This is a genomic window from Pantoea sp. Taur (genome assembly GCF_009830025.1).
Classification (GTDB): Bacteria; Pseudomonadota; Gammaproteobacteria; order Enterobacterales; family Enterobacteriaceae; genus Pantoea; species Pantoea communis.
The window spans coordinates 1-15,584 of sequence record NZ_SZZZ01000027.1 but is presented as its reverse complement, the minus strand read 5'-3'; the positions used below and the strand labels follow the sequence as shown (position 1 = coordinate 15,584).

Annotated in this window: 12 protein-coding genes and 1 pseudogene; 5 read left to right on the top strand and 8 right to left on the bottom strand. The window is 47.7% G+C overall.

Annotated elements, in window-relative coordinates; all coding sequences use genetic code 11:
* Positions 1–4: 4 nt before the first annotated feature.
* Positions 5–1,669 (bottom strand): ShlB/FhaC/HecB family hemolysin secretion/activation protein, encoded by a 1,665-nt coding sequence (locus tag FD744_RS23260; protein ID WP_160869664.1) that lies wholly within the window; start codon positions 1,667–1,669, stop codon positions 5–7.
* Between the two features lie 790 nt (positions 1,670–2,459).
* Entirely contained in the window at positions 2,460–3,989 is a 1,530-nt protein-coding gene (locus tag FD744_RS23255) for a recombinase family protein (RefSeq protein ID WP_373424450.1), read from the bottom strand.
* A 580-nt stretch (positions 3,990–4,569) separates the two neighbouring features.
* Between FD744_RS23255 and FD744_RS23250 the strand changes: the two genes are divergently transcribed.
* Complete coding sequence (locus tag FD744_RS23250; protein ID WP_160869660.1) at positions 4,570–5,595, top strand: tyrosine-type recombinase/integrase; 1,026 nt, start codon at positions 4,570–4,572, stop codon at positions 5,593–5,595.
* An 11-nt stretch (positions 5,596–5,606) separates the two neighbouring features.
* Here the strand turns inward: FD744_RS23250 and FD744_RS23245 are convergent, their stop codons facing one another.
* Complete coding sequence (locus FD744_RS23245) at positions 5,607–6,197, bottom strand: DUF2913 family protein (protein ID WP_160869658.1); 591 nt, start codon at positions 6,195–6,197, stop codon at positions 5,607–5,609.
* A gap of 306 nt (positions 6,198–6,503) precedes the next feature.
* Between FD744_RS23245 and FD744_RS23240 the strand changes: the two genes are divergently transcribed.
* The 3 genes from FD744_RS23240 to FD744_RS23230 all read left to right on the top strand — a co-directional run bounded on the left by FD744_RS23240 (position 6,504) and on the right by FD744_RS23230 (position 9,249).
* On the top strand, positions 6,504–7,499 hold the full coding sequence (locus tag FD744_RS23240) for a type IV toxin-antitoxin system AbiEi family antitoxin (RefSeq protein WP_160869656.1): 996 nt from the start codon (positions 6,504–6,506) through the stop codon (positions 7,497–7,499).
* On the top strand, positions 7,453–8,265 hold the full coding sequence (locus tag FD744_RS23235; protein ID WP_160869654.1) for a nucleotidyl transferase AbiEii/AbiGii toxin family protein: 813 nt from the start codon (positions 7,453–7,455) through the stop codon (positions 8,263–8,265). Before FD744_RS23240 ends, FD744_RS23235 begins: the two co-directional genes overlap by 47 nt.
* 576 nt (positions 8,266–8,841) lie before the next feature.
* The gene (locus FD744_RS23230; RefSeq protein WP_160869652.1) at positions 8,842–9,249 is read left to right on the top strand and encodes a DUF3742 family protein; all 408 of its coding nucleotides are present in this window, start codon (positions 8,842–8,844) and stop codon (positions 9,247–9,249) included.
* A 27-nt stretch (positions 9,250–9,276) separates the two neighbouring features.
* Here FD744_RS23230 and FD744_RS23225 read toward each other — a convergent pair.
* From FD744_RS23225 to FD744_RS23205, 5 genes and pseudogenes are all read right to left on the bottom strand, one after another.
* A pseudogene (locus FD744_RS23225) lies at positions 9,277–10,047 on the bottom strand (conjugal transfer protein TraG N-terminal domain-containing protein); the annotation flags it as partial.
* Positions 10,048–10,505: 458 nt separating this feature from the next.
* Positions 10,506–10,850, bottom strand: a complete 345-nt coding sequence (locus FD744_RS23220; protein WP_160869650.1) for a hypothetical protein — start codon at positions 10,848–10,850, stop codon at positions 10,506–10,508.
* Positions 10,851–10,863: 13 nt separating this feature from the next.
* Positions 10,864–11,205 carry a hypothetical protein gene (locus FD744_RS23215; RefSeq protein ID WP_160869648.1) on the bottom strand — a complete coding sequence of 114 codons (342 nt, stop codon included), beginning with the start codon at positions 11,203–11,205 and terminating at the stop codon, positions 10,864–10,866.
* 98 nt (positions 11,206–11,303) lie between these two features.
* Positions 11,304–11,651 (bottom strand): hypothetical protein, encoded by a 348-nt coding sequence (locus tag FD744_RS23210; RefSeq protein WP_160869646.1) that lies wholly within the window; start codon positions 11,649–11,651, stop codon positions 11,304–11,306.
* A 305-nt stretch (positions 11,652–11,956) separates the two neighbouring features.
* Positions 11,957–12,853, bottom strand: coding sequence for an integrase domain-containing protein (locus tag FD744_RS23205; RefSeq protein WP_160869644.1), 897 nt, complete (start codon positions 12,851–12,853; stop codon positions 11,957–11,959).
* 927 nt (positions 12,854–13,780) lie between these two features.
* Here FD744_RS23205 and FD744_RS23200 point away from each other — a divergent pair.
* Positions 13,781–14,410, top strand: coding sequence for a hypothetical protein (locus FD744_RS23200; RefSeq protein ID WP_160869642.1), 630 nt, complete (start codon positions 13,781–13,783; stop codon positions 14,408–14,410).
* The last annotated feature ends 1,174 nt before the right edge of the window (positions 14,411–15,584 follow it).

Below are 15,584 nucleotides of genomic sequence, written 5' to 3'. Positions count from 1 at the left end.
CCTCTTAGAAAACCAGCCCGACGCGGGCGTAAATGCTGACGTGATCCGGCTGCAGATGGCCGGGATAGCTGAGCGGAATGCCGACGGTGTACTGGGTATAGAAATAACGGCTGCGGGTGCTGATACCTACCGCGCTGCCCCACAGCGTGCCGGTGGACTCGCGGTTCTGCGCGTCGCTCTTCAGCCAGCCGCCGTCAACGGCAGCCAGCGCGCTGACCTCGCCAATGACCGGCAGCGTGAACAGGCTGTAGTCCAGCTCGTTGCGCAGATAGCCCCCGGCGTCGCCGGAGAGGTACTGCTCCTTAAAGCCGCGCACCGAGCTTTCGCCTCCGAGCGTCAGGCGCTCGCTGCCGTACAGCCGGTCCGGCGACCACTGGGCGTACACGCTGCTGAGCCACCACAGGCTGTTCGTCAGCGGACGCTGGAAGCTGCCGCTGAGGCTCCACTTGCGGAACTGCGCTTTCGGCAGGTCGCCTGTTTTGCCCGCATCGCTTTCGGCATCAAACCACGGCATGCCGCGGCTGAAGGCCGGGTTGAGCGTGGCCACGCCGCCGAAGATTTTCTGCGTGTGGTTAAGCCCGAGCTGCAGGCTGGTGATTTTGCGGCTGCTGCTGGTGAGCAGCGTGTTATTGAGGAAGTTGTGGCTGGAGTAGTGGTTCAGGCCGAGCTGCACGCCGGTTTTGATGTCCCCATTGCGGAACAGTACCCAGGATCCGTTCAGGCGGTGCGCGACGTTGTCGCCGTTGCTGAGCCAGGTGAAATCATTGTTGATGAAGCTGCTGTGATAGCTGCTCCAGCTGTAGCTGTAGTCGAGCAGGCCGTAGCCGTACGGTACGCTGACGCCCGCCTGCAGGCTCTGCGCGTCACGCCACTGGCTGAAGGCACTGCTGCGCGCGCCGCTGATAAACCAGCGGTCGGCGAGGCCCAGCAGGTTGTTGCCGGTGAGCGAGGCGTTCAGCTGGCCGGTGCCGGTACTCTTCTGTCCGCTGTTATCAAAGCCCAGCGAGGCGCTGAGCGGAAACTCCGGTTTTGCCTTAAGGTTCACGACGGAATAACCGGCTTTAGGCGACGGCTGAATTTCAATCTGCACCGGCGTCGAGCGCACGCGGTTGATCTGCTCCATGCCCTGCTCAATATCGCGCAGGTTAAGTATCTTCCCTTCCAGGCCGGGAAACGCCATTAACAGCGCGCGCGGGTGCTGACCGTCGAGGCGTATTTCGTCGAGTTTCCCTTCCAGCACCGGAATAACCAGCTCGCCGGAAGATAAATCCTGTTCGGTTAAAAACGCCCGGCTGGTAATATAGCCGCGCTGCATATACCAGTCTGAAATGGCGTGGACCAGCGAATTAATTTCCGTTAAGTTCAGGCAGCGGTCAATATAGGGTGCTGTGATATTTTGCTGTTGGCTCTGTGAGAGTAAAGACGCATTGCGGATAACGATATGATGGACGGGGAAGCACGGGCCGGATGCACTTAAACCGCCATCCGGTGCGGCCTGCGGGGCGACAGCGTTCCACAGCGCGTCGCGCTGGTTCTGGTCCTGCTGCAGACGCTGTTGCTGCTGATTCTGAATATAATCGCGGTCGCCCGGATTTAACGGTGCCGCGACTGCTGAAGCAGTTAATAAGCCGACGCTCAGCGCCAGTAACTTCCCTGTATGTGCCATCATAAAAGACTTAAGTGAAATTGATTGTAAATGTTTTGTAAGCTTGTTTGCGCAGAATATCACCTAAACAATCAGAAAGTTCCTGATGGCGTTATAAAACGAGAATGGCGTTATTATTTAACTTAGGGAAGGATTATTTGTCTGATTAACTCAAATATAAAGTAGATGGTTTTAGGTTGCAGAAAAAAGAAAATATTTCTTTGTATTATTTTCCTCGCTCCTATTAGCGTGTGCACTGAAATTAAGCGCTCAGCGTCCCTGATTGATTAGTAAAAGCGTAGCGTAAGCATCTCTGATAACAGCAAATTGAGTCCCTCTCATGCACGTCGGAAGGTATCCGTTCTTCAGGCCGGCAGGCTTTTGGGTTTCGCCTGAGATGGGATTTTTAGCGGTTATCGCTGTATCAAAGTGATGAATTGTCGGGGATCGCGCGAGTGCCGGTGCATGCATTAGCACGCTAGCCTGTGCTCAAAACTCCATCATGATCTTATTAAAATGCGTGTCGCTTATATTGATCAGTCACGGCAGGAAGGCATCCAAAATGGCGGGCTGTTCAGCTTCGCTAGGACACGAAGTTCAGAACATCATAATTATGTTAAATTAATAAGGTGCTGTCACACTTTAACTGCATCGCCTCAAATCCTCCCCTAGTAACGTGCAAGTCCTGTAGATACCCAGCACATTAGTACGAAAAATTAGCTACTTTATGAACTCCGCATTAAGAAAAAAAAGGTTTCTCAATTAAAAAGTGCAGACTTAAAGATTACTGTAGTTGTCTGCACCTTATTATTATTTAAAGAACAAGTGCCCCTCCCTGAATGTACATAAACGAATGTTTGAATAAGTTAAGATCTATTTTTTTATCTAACGGAAAATTATAAATCTTAAGCCCGCTCAATAATTCCACTTCGCATTTCCTATTTCTCAAATCGACTGTGATTTTCTTTATATTTTTTGATGCGTAATGGCGAATGTATTCTCTGTTTTCTTTAGAGAATAAATCTACATCTGATAAGCAAACTCTCTCATTATAATTGTTTCTCTCTAGAAATGAGTGGAGTTTGGATTCAGCAATTTTTAATTCTTTGTTAACTTCTTTCATTTTTAAAGCTAAAGCCTCAACTTCCGATGCTACTTGTAAGGCATCAAGGATGTTTTTAAGTTTAGATTTAGTTTCTTCGATCTTTTTTTGTAAGTTCAATACTGTATTTTCATCATGCATATCATCTCCAAAACAGGAAATGCTTTCCAATAGAACTCTTATAAATACGTCGTCAATGAAATCTCGGCGCAGAGGAGGTGTAGAGCATCGGTGATATCTCTTCATCGAACACTTATAATACCCCATGAAGTTTTTATATACACAGTTAACTATCAAAGAGTGGCCACATTCAGAACATTTGAGCAATGACCTGAAAATATTTATATTAAGAGGGTTGTTGGTTATAATTTCGTGGCCAAAAGGTAAAACTCTTATTTCTTGCACGTCGTAAAAAAGTTTATTGCTTATTACTGCAGGGAAGTAATTTTCAATTTCTTTAACCCCTTTGGCCTTTGTCATATAGGATGGAGTATACTTTCCTATAAGAGATTCATTTCTCAATAAACTTTGCACGGTTGATACGCACCACCCGCCAGGTGTATTTTTTAAAGTTTTTATTTTATTTTTATTGAGTGTTTTTGTAACTTCACTTATTGATAATCCCTTTAACCGCATTTTAAATATTTTGTTCAAAGTGACCTTATGTTCTTCTATGATATCGAATGTCTGACCATCATTACTTACTTTCAACCATTTTGGACATGTTTTGGTTAGGATTTTACCTGTTTTTCGTGCTTCCTCTCTTTTATTTACCCAAGCCGCTTTCATTCTTCGTGATTTTATCTCGCTTTCTTCATTTGCTCTTTGAGCTATTAATATCGCTCTAATGAGAATGTATGGATCATCTAATGAGTCATATGTATAACGGACGTTATCACTTAAAGTAATAACATTTATTCCTGCTTTCAGAATGTTTTTAAGCCTCTCCGTTGCATCATTTATTTTCTCTCTTGATAATCGATCTAGACTCTCAATAAGTAAAGTTGTTCCTGAAGTAATATGACCTCTATTTACTGCATCCATGAAGTCATAAAGTGCACCCTTGGATGCATGACTACCATCAAAAGCACTGTAACCAAGGTCTTCATACTTTAGGTCTTCAAGGTAATAGTCAGGGTTGTTTTTTAACCATTCATCTACAAGGAAGTTCTGGCGTCTTAGTGAATCTCCTGACTTTTGAGCTAACGTTGAGAATCTAATGTATGCAATTGCTTTTTTCACAAATATTATCCCGAACAAAAAAACAAAAAATGACATTTTTTCAAGGAGTTATATATGATATTTATCAAATATTTTTTAAATATTTGAAATTTTCATACTTTGAGTTTCTGTTAAAGCGATTAATCGGTTGTTAAAAATCCTCAACATGTTAACTGCATAACTGATGGGTATATATATCAAATGTGAAATAAGGCATTCATAGAAATTTTTTTCTAAAAGTAATGCGATCAATTTTTTACTTAAGACTGGTATAAAGGGTTGCTACATTAATTTAGAATTATATTTATTTGATAAGTCATAAATAGGACTTCAGAACTAAATATACTCGTACTGTTTTACTCTACTCAAACCATCCTATTAGCAGGGAGATAAAAGTAAGCTTCTAACTTCATATAATTGTCTTTATATGAAGCTAGGATCCTTCAGAGGATCCGGGTATGATGAGATCTTCGATGCACCCTGATGCGGCCGTGTAAAATTACGGCGCTGCTGTGCGATTTCTGACGGGATATCCCTCTGCACTTTCATCAGAATTCACGTAGCTTCGCCTGACGTCATTCTGGTCTGAAAAGAGAGCATAATGGCTGAACTATCACCTGCTGCGGGGCTCGTGCCCGCTGATGATTGCGATATTGCCGAGCGACTGCGCGAGTTCGTGCAGGATCGCGAGGCGTTCTCCGACAACACCTGGAACCAGCTGCTGAGCGTGATGCGGATCGGCAGTCGCTGGGCAGATGAGCACGGTCGAAGCTTCCTGCCAATGTCGCCCGCCGACCTTCGCGACTATCTGCTGTGGCTGCAGGCATCGGGACGGGCTTCCTCAACTATCAGCACGCACGCAGCACTTATCTCGATGTTACACCGTAACGCCGGACTGGTTCCGCCGAACCGCTCTCCACAGGTTTTTCGTGCGGTGAAGAAGATCAACCGTACCGCGGTGATCGCCGGCGAACGCGCGGGCCAGGCCGTCCCGTTCCGGATCGGTGACCTGCTCAGCCTGGATGCCCGGTGGTCAGACTCCGAACGACTGCAGGAGCTGCGTGACCTGACGTTTCTGCACGTAGCCTACGCCACCCTGCTGCGCATCAGCGAACTGGGACGGCTGCGCGTTCGCGACATTTCGCGCGCGCCAGACGGTCGGATTGTGCTTGACGTGGCCTGGACCAAAACCATTGTGATGACCGGCGGACTGATTAAGGGGCTGGGCGACCTGTCTTCGCAGCGGCTGACGGAGTGGCTGACGGTCTCCGGGCTGATTGCCGAGCCGGACGCCTTTATCTTCAGTCCCGTGCACAGAACAAACCGCGCGCGTGTCGAGGCGAAGAGGCCGCTTTCCACCCGTGCGCTTGAGGACATTTTTGCCCGCGCCTGGCAGGAAGCCGGTGCTGGCCAGGACATGAAGCCCAATAAAAACCGCTACCGCGGCTGGTCGGGTCACAGCACCCGTGTCGGCGCCGCGATTGACATGGCCACAAAGAAATACAGCACCGCGCAGATTATGCAGGAAGGGACATGGAAGAAAGCGGAAACGGTCATGCGTTATATCCGGCACGTGGACGCGCACGCTGGTGCAATGGTTGATTTAATGGGGCAGCATAAAGTCTGACTGCCCGGTGCTTATACAACTGCAGTGTTAAGTTTATGAAGAAAGGGTTCTGTTTCTTCAGAAGTTCTCTGCCAGCCCGCGCGGGAAAGTAGCGCATCAACGGCCCCCAGTTCTGCCGTAATGCGCACTTCCAGTGGCTTAGTCTGATAACCGTCCTCATTAAATCCGGCCGCGAGGTCTGCTTTTCGAATATACAGCCCGGGTATATTTGGATTCAGCTTAGTGGCAAGACGCCCTTCCCATTCTGTCTCAGTGAGGACGCCGTATCTGATCCCGGTCAGCGTAATGGCATGCATGATATGCTGTAGCCTGAAGAGATCGTTTTGTTCCAACAGGTCTCCATTGCTGGCTCGCCAGAGATATTCAAGCTTTCCCGGCAAATCCGCACGTAAACCCTTCTCCCTTCCTTCCTTCAGAAGCCAGCGGATATCGCTTGCCAGTTCTCGCCTGAAGAGACGCCTTTTTTCAGCCGTAGCCAGCCACCTGCACAGGAAAAGGTTTTCCTGTGCAGGTGAATTTACCGTGCCGGCCTTACGGGCCATATTGAGTGCAACGAGGGCGCACCATGCGAGATGGTCTACGTAAAGGTTAGAATTGTCCATTCATTCAGTCTTGAGTAAATGCTCCGGAGTACGTCGACCTGAAGCAGAGTGCTAATTAAGCCAGATCCTAACCTGCCTGCTCCTGAATTTCATTACATCTGCAGAAGTTTAGGCAGAGGAAAATCAGACCACAGATTCACTGTGCATCTATCGCCATTCCATCCCCCGGCCCATGCAGGTGGCTGGACTTCCTTTATATGCATGAACAACGCTGTTTTGATTTAATTTCTCAGAGTTGCATAACTTTCATTTTGTTCTTAAAATTACGATGTTCATGAATCATGAACAACGCGGAGGTGTGAACAAATGAAGGCAGAGCTGCTGCTATCAAAAGCGATCGAGAACCTGCCGTATGGTTTAAGCGCTGAATATAAAAGTCAGGAACTAACAGGTGATTCTGATGGGCTCCTCACGATCGTAACCCCCCAGGGGGAGAAATTAAGCTTTGCTACAGAGATTAAGCAGATTTTTCGTATACCCACGCTGGGCGCTATAAGAAGAATGTCCGATGAAGCTGCTAAATATCCTTTACTGCTTATCTGCAATCAGCTCTCTGAGGGGATGTCAGAATACTGCTCACAAAACGGCATCAACTACATTGATATTGCTGGAAATGTGCAGATAAGTGTTCCCGGCTTGTATATGCACGTCGCAGGAAAACAGGCAGAAAAAGCCATCACTGCTGCCGGAAGCCTGCCTGAGGGTGTTATGAAACTGCTCTTCGTGCTGCTTTCAGATTCTGACTTAATCAATAAGCCCTATCGCCAGCTGGCGGAACTGTCAGGTATTTCTCTGGGCATGGTCAGTAAGGCGTTTGAACTGCTGGAACAGCGCCGGCATTATCGAAAAGCACAGAGCGGCCGGCGTCTTATCGAACCGGAAGCACTTTGCACTCTCTGGATAAAAGAGTATGCGCGCGCTCTTAAACCGCGTCTTGATCAACTGGTTGTAGCCGCTCCTGAATCATGGGCGTATCTGACGCTGGCTGAGGGAGAATATAAAGGAGGAGAGCTCGCCGCCGCCGCGTTGACTGATAATTACTTGATACCGGGTTCGGGGATTATCTATACACCCCATTCACTGTTACAGCGACGTAAAGAGCTGAATCTGAAACCGGTGCCTGAGGCCGGACTCCAGTTGATTAGATGCTTCTGGGGCAGCTTCATTCTTAACGAGAAAGCAAAGGCAATGCTTTGCCTTGCCGACATGCTTGACGTACATGATGACAGAACACTCGAAGTTGCCAGGATCATTAATGACAATTACCTTGAACTTAGCGAAGCAGCTCTATTCTCCTACTGAGGAGCTACTTTGCAAGATAGATACAATATGCAGCGCTCACGAAATCCCCTACTTTATTGCTGGTGCGACGTCGCGGGAAATTCTCATTCACCATGTTTATGGCCGTCCTGTTGGCAGACGAACCCGAGACATTGATTTCGCCGTCTTCGTCAAAGAATGGGCATTTTTTGATGCGCTCAAACAGGGGTTCATCAAAGCAGGAGCCATGGCGAGTAAAGGGAACGCGCACCGTCTGATTCTGGACGGAGTCGAGCTTGATATCATTCCATTTGGTGGTGTTGCAGAAGCCAATAAAGTCGCCTGGCCACCGGATCGAGATGTGGTCATGGCTGTTGATGGATTTGAAGAAGCATTCAGACACACTGTGCTAGTTAACGTCGTTCCAGATCAGCCGGTCCCGTTCTGCTCACTGCCGGGGCTAGCACTGCTGAAGCTCTTTGCATGGAGAGACCGCGGAGCCGGAAACAATAAGGATGCCGCAGATTTATACAAAATAATCGTTGAATATGGCGTGATTGAAGATGACCGTATCTATGAGTCGCCGGTCAATGGTGAGGAACTGGCGTGGAATACTCTGAGAATGGGGGCATATCTGTTAGGCAGCGATATAGCGGTGATCGCAAGTGCTGTTTCCATGAAAGAACTGCTTACTCTGGACATTGAGAAGTTAACGGATGCAGTGGTCAGACAAAGCCGGAGCGAGAGCCCGGAGGATATCGAAAGAGTGCTCAAAGATTTCTGGGCAGCTATTCAGCATTCTGAATAGCTTACTTCAATGAGTCAATTTTATGAAATAAAAGAATTGGTTGCACAGGTTGCACTGGCAGAAGAGTTGAAAGCCCTTAACAACGCCTGTGCTTCACTCTGCTGCGTCTAGATTTCAGACGGTGCAAACATCATTTTTCATATTTAAAGCTTATCAAACCTGTTAGCTCCCCCCTGGGAAAGATATTTTCGCCAATCAAACCATGACCTGCCCGACCGCTGTTTAAGCAGCGGCCTTTCAGACGCACTGAAGTCAGACGGTCGTAGACGAAAGAAAGAACCTCGCGGCAACACTCACAGCAAAGAAGAACCCAGTAGTTACAGCATCCATTTATCAGCCTCCACTGACCCGGCCCTCCGGGCCGGACGGCGGCGGCTGGTCAGCGGGGGCAACCGGGGTTCAGGTACGGCGCGGGTCTGAATTGAGAGGGGCGCGGGGTTTCAGGTTCGGCTTGGTGTTGGTGTTAACAGTTGAATTAATGTGTGTTGTAACTACAAGACTGGTGTTTTAACTCAATGTGCAATTCTGGTGAACTTTAGGTATCGTCAGGTTAATGCAAATTCAACTGAGGTGCGTATGAGTTCAACCGCATATGCTCGCGGAACAAAAGCTGCGTCTGTCTGGAAGCGCTTATCTCGAGTCTACTATGATGCGGATAATCGCTTTGCCGCTTGGGCAGACAGGGAAAAGATACCTGAATCGATAGCAAAATCTGTTGTGCCCTTTTCCGTTCTTATACTCCTGACTCTGGTTATAGTTGCGGGATTTGCACTCGGCACCGTAATCATCATTGTTGCTGCTTTCGTTTATATGGTTCGCCACATTCAGCTAAGTGCATTAAATGATTTGTATACTACGTCATCTGACAGTTCCGGTGATGCAGGTGGGCAATTCAGAAGCGGGAATGACGGAGATGGATTCTACAGCGGTCCTGACGACATTACGGTAACTGCTTCGAGGTTAGACAGAGAAGACGACGATTAGCCGATGCTAAACTAATCGTCGGTTTGATTAGATTTTCACTGCCCCTTTTGCCTTCTCAACGGCTTCTCCCCCACTCTTTTGAACCTGAGAGGTTCCACTTTTGAATGCACCGTCTAAAGTGCTACCTATTCTAATGCCCGCCCATGACAGAGCCCCCATCCAAACTGCAGGCAGCACCAAAAACATCGTGGCCACAACAAAATTCATGATCAGGTCATCCGAACTGTTCTGAAATCCGGCCATGTTAAAGCTGCTGTGTGTGTCAGAACTGTACAGCGCTGTTAGCAGCCAGCTGTCGAGCCATCGTGCCAGCTCCCACCAGAATGTCAGGAAGTTCAGTGCAAAAAGCACAAACGTGAGTGTAATGACGGTCTTAATTTCATAGGCTGAGAACGCCAGGATAAGCGGCAGAATCACCACTACTGCCATGAGTAACACAGCCTGCACCATCGGTAGCGCCTGGCGCATGGCATCGAATGCCGGGAACGCTGCCAAACTGCCTAACGCGGTGCCGCCGATCGCAGCTACGCGCGAAACAGAGTTATCGAGTGTAAAATCGGCGTTTCCTCCATAGCCGGCATAGACGTGTCCCCCCTGCGATACGGTCAGACTTTCAGGGCTGACCAAGCGGCGGATAATGGCCTCCTTATAGTCAGCGGCATTACCACCGATCATGGTCATGGCGGCCGACAGACGGGTCCACAACCCAGGGTCAGCCTGATCAACAACACGAGCCTGTAGTCCGCTATCAGCTTTATTCCACCACTCGCTGCAGGTTGGGTAGCCACCCCGGCCGGTGACGCCGCCGGCTGATGACGTTATCTCAAAGCAGCCTGAGCAATGGTGATACAGCATTAGCAGCGTAATCCGCGTGAAGAAGTCGATGGGCTGACCTTCCGTTTCAATACGCAAATCAGGGCTTATATCCAGGGTAAACATCACGCTTCTGGATATGTAATTCCCTTCGTCTTTTCCACCGAATTCAAAAGCCCCGGGGTGAGTAAACATCATGGACGCGCGTTCCAGACGTGTACCGTCAGTTGGCGAGCACGGACGGAGATGTACCGGTAACAGCCAGAATGCTTCTGTGACTGCCAGGGTAAAACTGTGCCAGTCGCTCGGAGAGATCCATCCGGTCTGCTTAACGTCATAAGTGACGTGTTGGGGCGGTACGGAGATAGGTGTCATGATAAATCCTCAAAAAAAGGGGATTTATCCCCCTGATGGGGAATAAATCCCCACAGGGTTACGTCAGATTAGAGAGATTCTAATCTGGCAATTTCCAGATCTCCCAGACCATCATTATGACCATCTGAAGAAATCTGTTCATGCAAAGTGCGGTCGAGCCTGATGCTCATTGCACGGATGGAGTCAACCAGGTCAGCACAGCCAGGACTGAGAAAGCGGTCCTGAACAATACCGAACTCAAGATTGTAAATAACGTTGATCTGAACGGACATAGTGACGGGCAGTTCACCGTAGAGGTGCACCTGCTCGTCAAGATCGTCCAGACCAAATCGCTGATAAGCTAATGCCGTAAGCATGTCGCCCTCGTATTTAGCTAACTGCAGCATATCTGCCAGGTTTGCTGAAATAGTCATATTCCATTTTCCCTTACTGATATGCATAACGCAGGTTTGCCATCTGATTAGCCAGCTTCAGTGCAAAACGGCGAGCCTGACGGTAAGAGCGGAATACCTCATCCGGCTTTTTCAGAAAACCAAACCGGTGATTACCGTAAAACGTGCCGGAACGGGTAAGTATGCCGGCCGTCCATTTTCCTGAAGGTAACTGATGAACCTGAACCTTAAAGCTGAGTGAGCCAGCCCGGTTCGTTATCCACTCTTCTTTTCTTTTACCAGCAGCGGCGCGATCCCACAGGGATGACGCTGCAACAGAGGCTGCTGAAAAGATGCCTTTAATGGAAAAGGAGGTTGGTAATAAAAGGGTATGCATGGTGTTTCTCCTGTTGAGCGGGAAACACCTGCCCTGTCGGGAAGATGTTTCCCGGGAGGCATTCGCATAGCGAATGTATGGTTCAGACGACTGCGCTGTTATTTCTGAGCGGTGAACACCCTCAAAGTCGCAGCATCAGACGCGGCATGCTGAGCGGCTTTCGCTGCAGCTTTGTGTGTAAAATGCTCACCGTGCCGGCTGAAAATGAATTCATCGCCTGGCTGGCCTGCAATCAACGTTCTTGCCATAACGATGGCGTGATAACGTTGAACGTCAAACCAGACGCGGGAACGAAATTCATAATGACCAGAAGGTGAAGCAAGCCACGATGTTCCCCTGAGTGCAGCCTTAAGGTCAGGACATTCAGATGCAACGCGGGTTGCAACGGAAAGGACCAGATCGAATGGCGTACGCAACTCATTCAGAAACGTGCGGGTTATGGACATAGTTTCTCCAGAAAACAGAGAAACATTTGCCCTGCCGGGAATGTTTCCCCGAAGGACGAAGGCCGGAGACGGATGGTTGAATGTACCTTCATCGCCAGGCAGTAGGAGCCGTGATTGACGATATCTGCTTCCAAAGGCGGGCAGATGTACCACACTGATGTGTTCTCCCTTTCAGGCTACAGGAGTGTTGTTTGCAGCTACCCGAAGGCGGTCATCTCAAGCTACAGACCATTGGTGGTTGTCCGAAGACAACGTAAGAAGCGTTTTAATAATAGCGTTTGCTTAAGGCAAATTACAAGAGGCTTTTATTCATCTGACTCATCTGTCCGGTTATAAACCCGGGCAACGTAAGCACCACGTCCATCACCGTGCCCAAGATCCATAGAAACTAAAGCCTCAGACTCTTTGCGACTCATTCCATTTTCTAAATGATGATTTACGGCATCCTTTGAATAAGCATACCTGAGACTGTGAGGCGCATGAATCCCGGTCATTCCACTTTCACGTAATACGTTATGATAACGATCAAGCGCCTGATGAAGCGTTGGCTTATCGATTAACTTACCGTTATTTTGCTCTATGTAACGAATAGCTTCATTTAAAAGGTTAATAACCTTCTCTTTATTAAAAACGGTGGCGTCACGTGGACGCCCTCCTTTAGAGCCAAACACAACACGCACATTATTATTTCCGGCTTCTAAGTTTTTTCGCCAGGTCTTAAATGACTTTGCCGACTGAACCGTTTCCTCTGCACGCAGCCCGATATATCTGGCGAGCTGAACACCTAACGCAATCCCCCTGTCTTTCTCTGAAACCGTCAGGACAATTTCTTTAAGATGTTCGTCAGAAATAGCAACTTTAGTGCCTTCTCGGCTGGCCCCGGAAATATTCAGCGCCTTATTACTTAATTTCTCATGTGCAGGATTAGCCAGAACGTTACGCCCGCCCTGTGACAGGATTGAACGTAAAGCGGCCATTTCATTTTGCAGGGTGCGTGAGGAGATATTTTCATCCTGACGACTACGAATATAATTTTCGAGATGCTTGGTTTTAATATGGCTAACGTCCCGAATCTGAATATTAAGGGTTGCCAGTCGCTCCGAAAAGCGACTGGCAATCTTTGAACGATCAGAAACCGTTTTAAAACTTCCTCCACCCTGACGTGCGAGCGTGACGAGCTGCTTACCTAATTTACCAGACAATTTTTATCTCCTTCAGAACCTACAGCTGTAAGCCCATAAACCCACAGCTGTATGACTCTGAATCTGTTCATCTCTTCCCCGATGACACGGTTGCTTTTGCGCTTCCTGCGTCTCGACTGGTATCTGTGCATCGGGGCGGCGAAATGTTGAGTTCTTACGAGGCTCCCCAGGTCTCTGACCTGTTTGCGGCTTGCGCCGTGCTGACATTAGTCAGTCTGCCTCCGTACACCAGTTTCCTGATGTCGCCATCGATACCGAGTCGATCATTCTCCTTCTAATAAAACGCCCTTAACGGGTTGTTCGTTAACGTCGCGTCATGGTTGATAATTAGCCAGTTGAGTATCTGAAAACACGTAATACGTACACGTCAGATTGTACCGGCATGCTGAAAACCGCACAGTACGTGGGTTTAGTCGTTATGCGCTGCGCGCGTCACTTTGTTCTCGTTTCACTTGAACCAAAGTGACGCCTCGCAGCTTCATGCTCCTGATGCGTCTTCCGCAAGCGCCCAAATGTTCCAAATGGGCTTATGCGTCATAGCAAAAGTCGTATGTAGCTCAGGGCGTATCCCTGACAAATCTCATAACGTAAGTGAAGAAAAGCATCATTGAGGATGCCTTGTCTGAGGGCGTAGGCGTATGTTAAAGCCAAGCTTTGGTGTGATTAATGTACCCCGATCGTCGCGTCGTAGGTGCGCTTGTTTTGACGATATCTGCTTCCAGGAGCGAGCAGATGTACCACACTGATGTGCTCTCCCTTTCAGGCTACAGGAGAGTTTTTGCAGCTACCCGAAGGCGATCCTCTCAAGCTACCGGACCATTGGTGGCCGTCATCTGACGACTTGTTACAGTTGAAAAGATAACAATCAGACTGTAGAACTGTCAACGATAAATACCCGAAACCTCTTAATAAGGAGTAAATGAAATCATGGACTGGTTAAAAATATTAAGCTTAATCATCCCCTCAATCGCATTGGTTTTTAGTATCAATGCTAGACTTAAAGGATTTAACAATGAGAGGATATCAGTTTACAAAGATATGAAAAATTTATCTTCAGAACTTAAAATGGAGGATTACGAGATAAAAGCAATTGATGATGAGTTAAAAAAATTAATTCTACGTGAGACTACTGGCCTATATGAGATTACGCTTGCAAGAAGGCTAATTAAAATCCTCAGCTGCAACTCAGAACTTGAAGAACTCAAGAGAAAAAGGTTAAAGAAATTAGTTCACTGCATCAGTGAAATGGAAACCTCAATTCAAGATAACTATAGAGTTTCAGAATTTTATTTAGAAAAACATCTTTATAAGAAAAGGGCGCGAGAAGGAGTAGCATTTATTATTGCGTTTTTTCTTGGATTCATAGCATTCTACATAGCTGGGAATTCTTCGCTCGTTAGAGAAGAATATTTCTGGGGTACCATTCAATTAATAATGTCATTAGCATTATCAATAACAATGTTCATTACAATACGTTCTTATCCCGCACTATGGGGATACAGTTCGCATGAAAAATTTATTTCACAGTTAAAAGAATTCAAGACCCCTACTAATTAGAAGGCAATTTAAAAAAACAATCTCAGGATTTTCAAAAAGAATACCCCACTCAAAAGAGTTGGGGTAAAAATAGCACCTCACTCTCGAAACTAAAATTTAAATTAATAACAACACTCACGCTTTAATATCACCTATGAGCTTAGAAATAAAAAAATCTAATTAAATTAATTTAGGTGAGAAGATCTTTCCATGCTCGCGCTAAAAGTGGGAAGTTGAAATATACCATTTTAGAAGTAAACGGCCTGGAAGTAAGCTGTTCATCTGAATATGGGAATCAGCCCTACTTTCTCTGAGGAAGTAACACTGGGTGTCATCTACTCACCGAAATACGGGACTCAGCCCTTGTTATAAGCCATCGTGCCCGACCGTGTGCGGAACGGCGAAAAGTGGGAATCAGCCCTAGTTTTAAGCCGACATGCCCGAGCGTGTTCAGAACGGAGCAGAGTGGGAATCAGCCCTACTTCCTCAGAGAAGCCAACACAAGGGTGCATCTTCATAACGTAATGTGGGAATGAGCCCTACATATATGCAATCGTGCACGACCGCGTGTGGAGTGGAAATCACCCCTACTTTCTCAGAGAGAGCAACACAGGGGGTAATCTGCAAACAGAGATGTGGAAACTTGCCCTACTTTTAAGCAGTCGTGCACGATCGCGCACGGAGTGGGAATTAGCCCTACTTTCGCAGAAGAACCAGCACAGGATGTAGTTGAGTACGAAATATGGGAATTGGCCCTACTTATACTCCGTCCTACATGACCGTACTAGACGGTTTGGAGTGGGAATCACCCCTATTTTCGGAGAGGAGGTAATGCGCGGGACAGCTGCATGCCTGAATATGGGAACTAGCCCTACATATGTGAGTGCTCGCAGGAAAGCTGGGTGCGATACCCCTGATTTAGCGGCGCGTAAATGCTTTGTGCACCCGAACGTGGGAATTCAGACGTTAAAAAAACGGGGGCGGTCAGCCCCTGAAAACATCAATGAGATAAACGGACTTACTCGTGTCGTGGAGTGTGGCCATCGGATTAACCACCTTCATGCTATTGGCTATCCGCTGAAAAACTTTAGCCCGGTCCTCTGTGATGCTTACTGTTTTTCATATCGCTCCACGTCCTGTTCGGCCTCCTCCAGCTCGGACATCAGCGCCGCGAGGTCCACCATTCCGGCCGCCG

Bases quoted from the DNA above. Each gene is read 5' to 3' on its own strand.
- FD744_RS23240 (WP_160869656.1), top strand. From the start codon at position 6,504: ATGAAGGCAGAGCTGCTGCTATCAAAAGCGATCGAGAACCTGCCGTAT.
- FD744_RS23215 (WP_160869648.1), bottom strand. From the start codon at position 11,205: ATGCATACCCTTTTATTACCAACCTCCTTTTCCATTAAAGGCATCTTT.
- FD744_RS23210 (WP_160869646.1), bottom strand. From the start codon at position 11,651: ATGTCCATAACCCGCACGTTTCTGAATGAGTTGCGTACGCCATTCGAT.
- FD744_RS23260 (WP_160869664.1), bottom strand. From the start codon at position 1,669: ATGATGGCACATACAGGGAAGTTACTGGCGCTGAGCGTCGGCTTATTA.
- FD744_RS23235 (WP_160869654.1), top strand. From the start codon at position 7,453: ATGACAATTACCTTGAACTTAGCGAAGCAGCTCTATTCTCCTACTGAG.
- FD744_RS23200 (WP_160869642.1), top strand. From the start codon at position 13,781: ATGGACTGGTTAAAAATATTAAGCTTAATCATCCCCTCAATCGCATTG.
- FD744_RS23230 (WP_160869652.1), top strand. From the start codon at position 8,842: ATGAGTTCAACCGCATATGCTCGCGGAACAAAAGCTGCGTCTGTCTGG.
- FD744_RS23245 (WP_160869658.1), bottom strand. From the start codon at position 6,197: ATGGACAATTCTAACCTTTACGTAGACCATCTCGCATGGTGCGCCCTC.
- FD744_RS23250 (WP_160869660.1), top strand. From the start codon at position 4,570: ATGGCTGAACTATCACCTGCTGCGGGGCTCGTGCCCGCTGATGATTGC.
- FD744_RS23220 (WP_160869650.1), bottom strand. From the start codon at position 10,850: ATGACTATTTCAGCAAACCTGGCAGATATGCTGCAGTTAGCTAAATAC.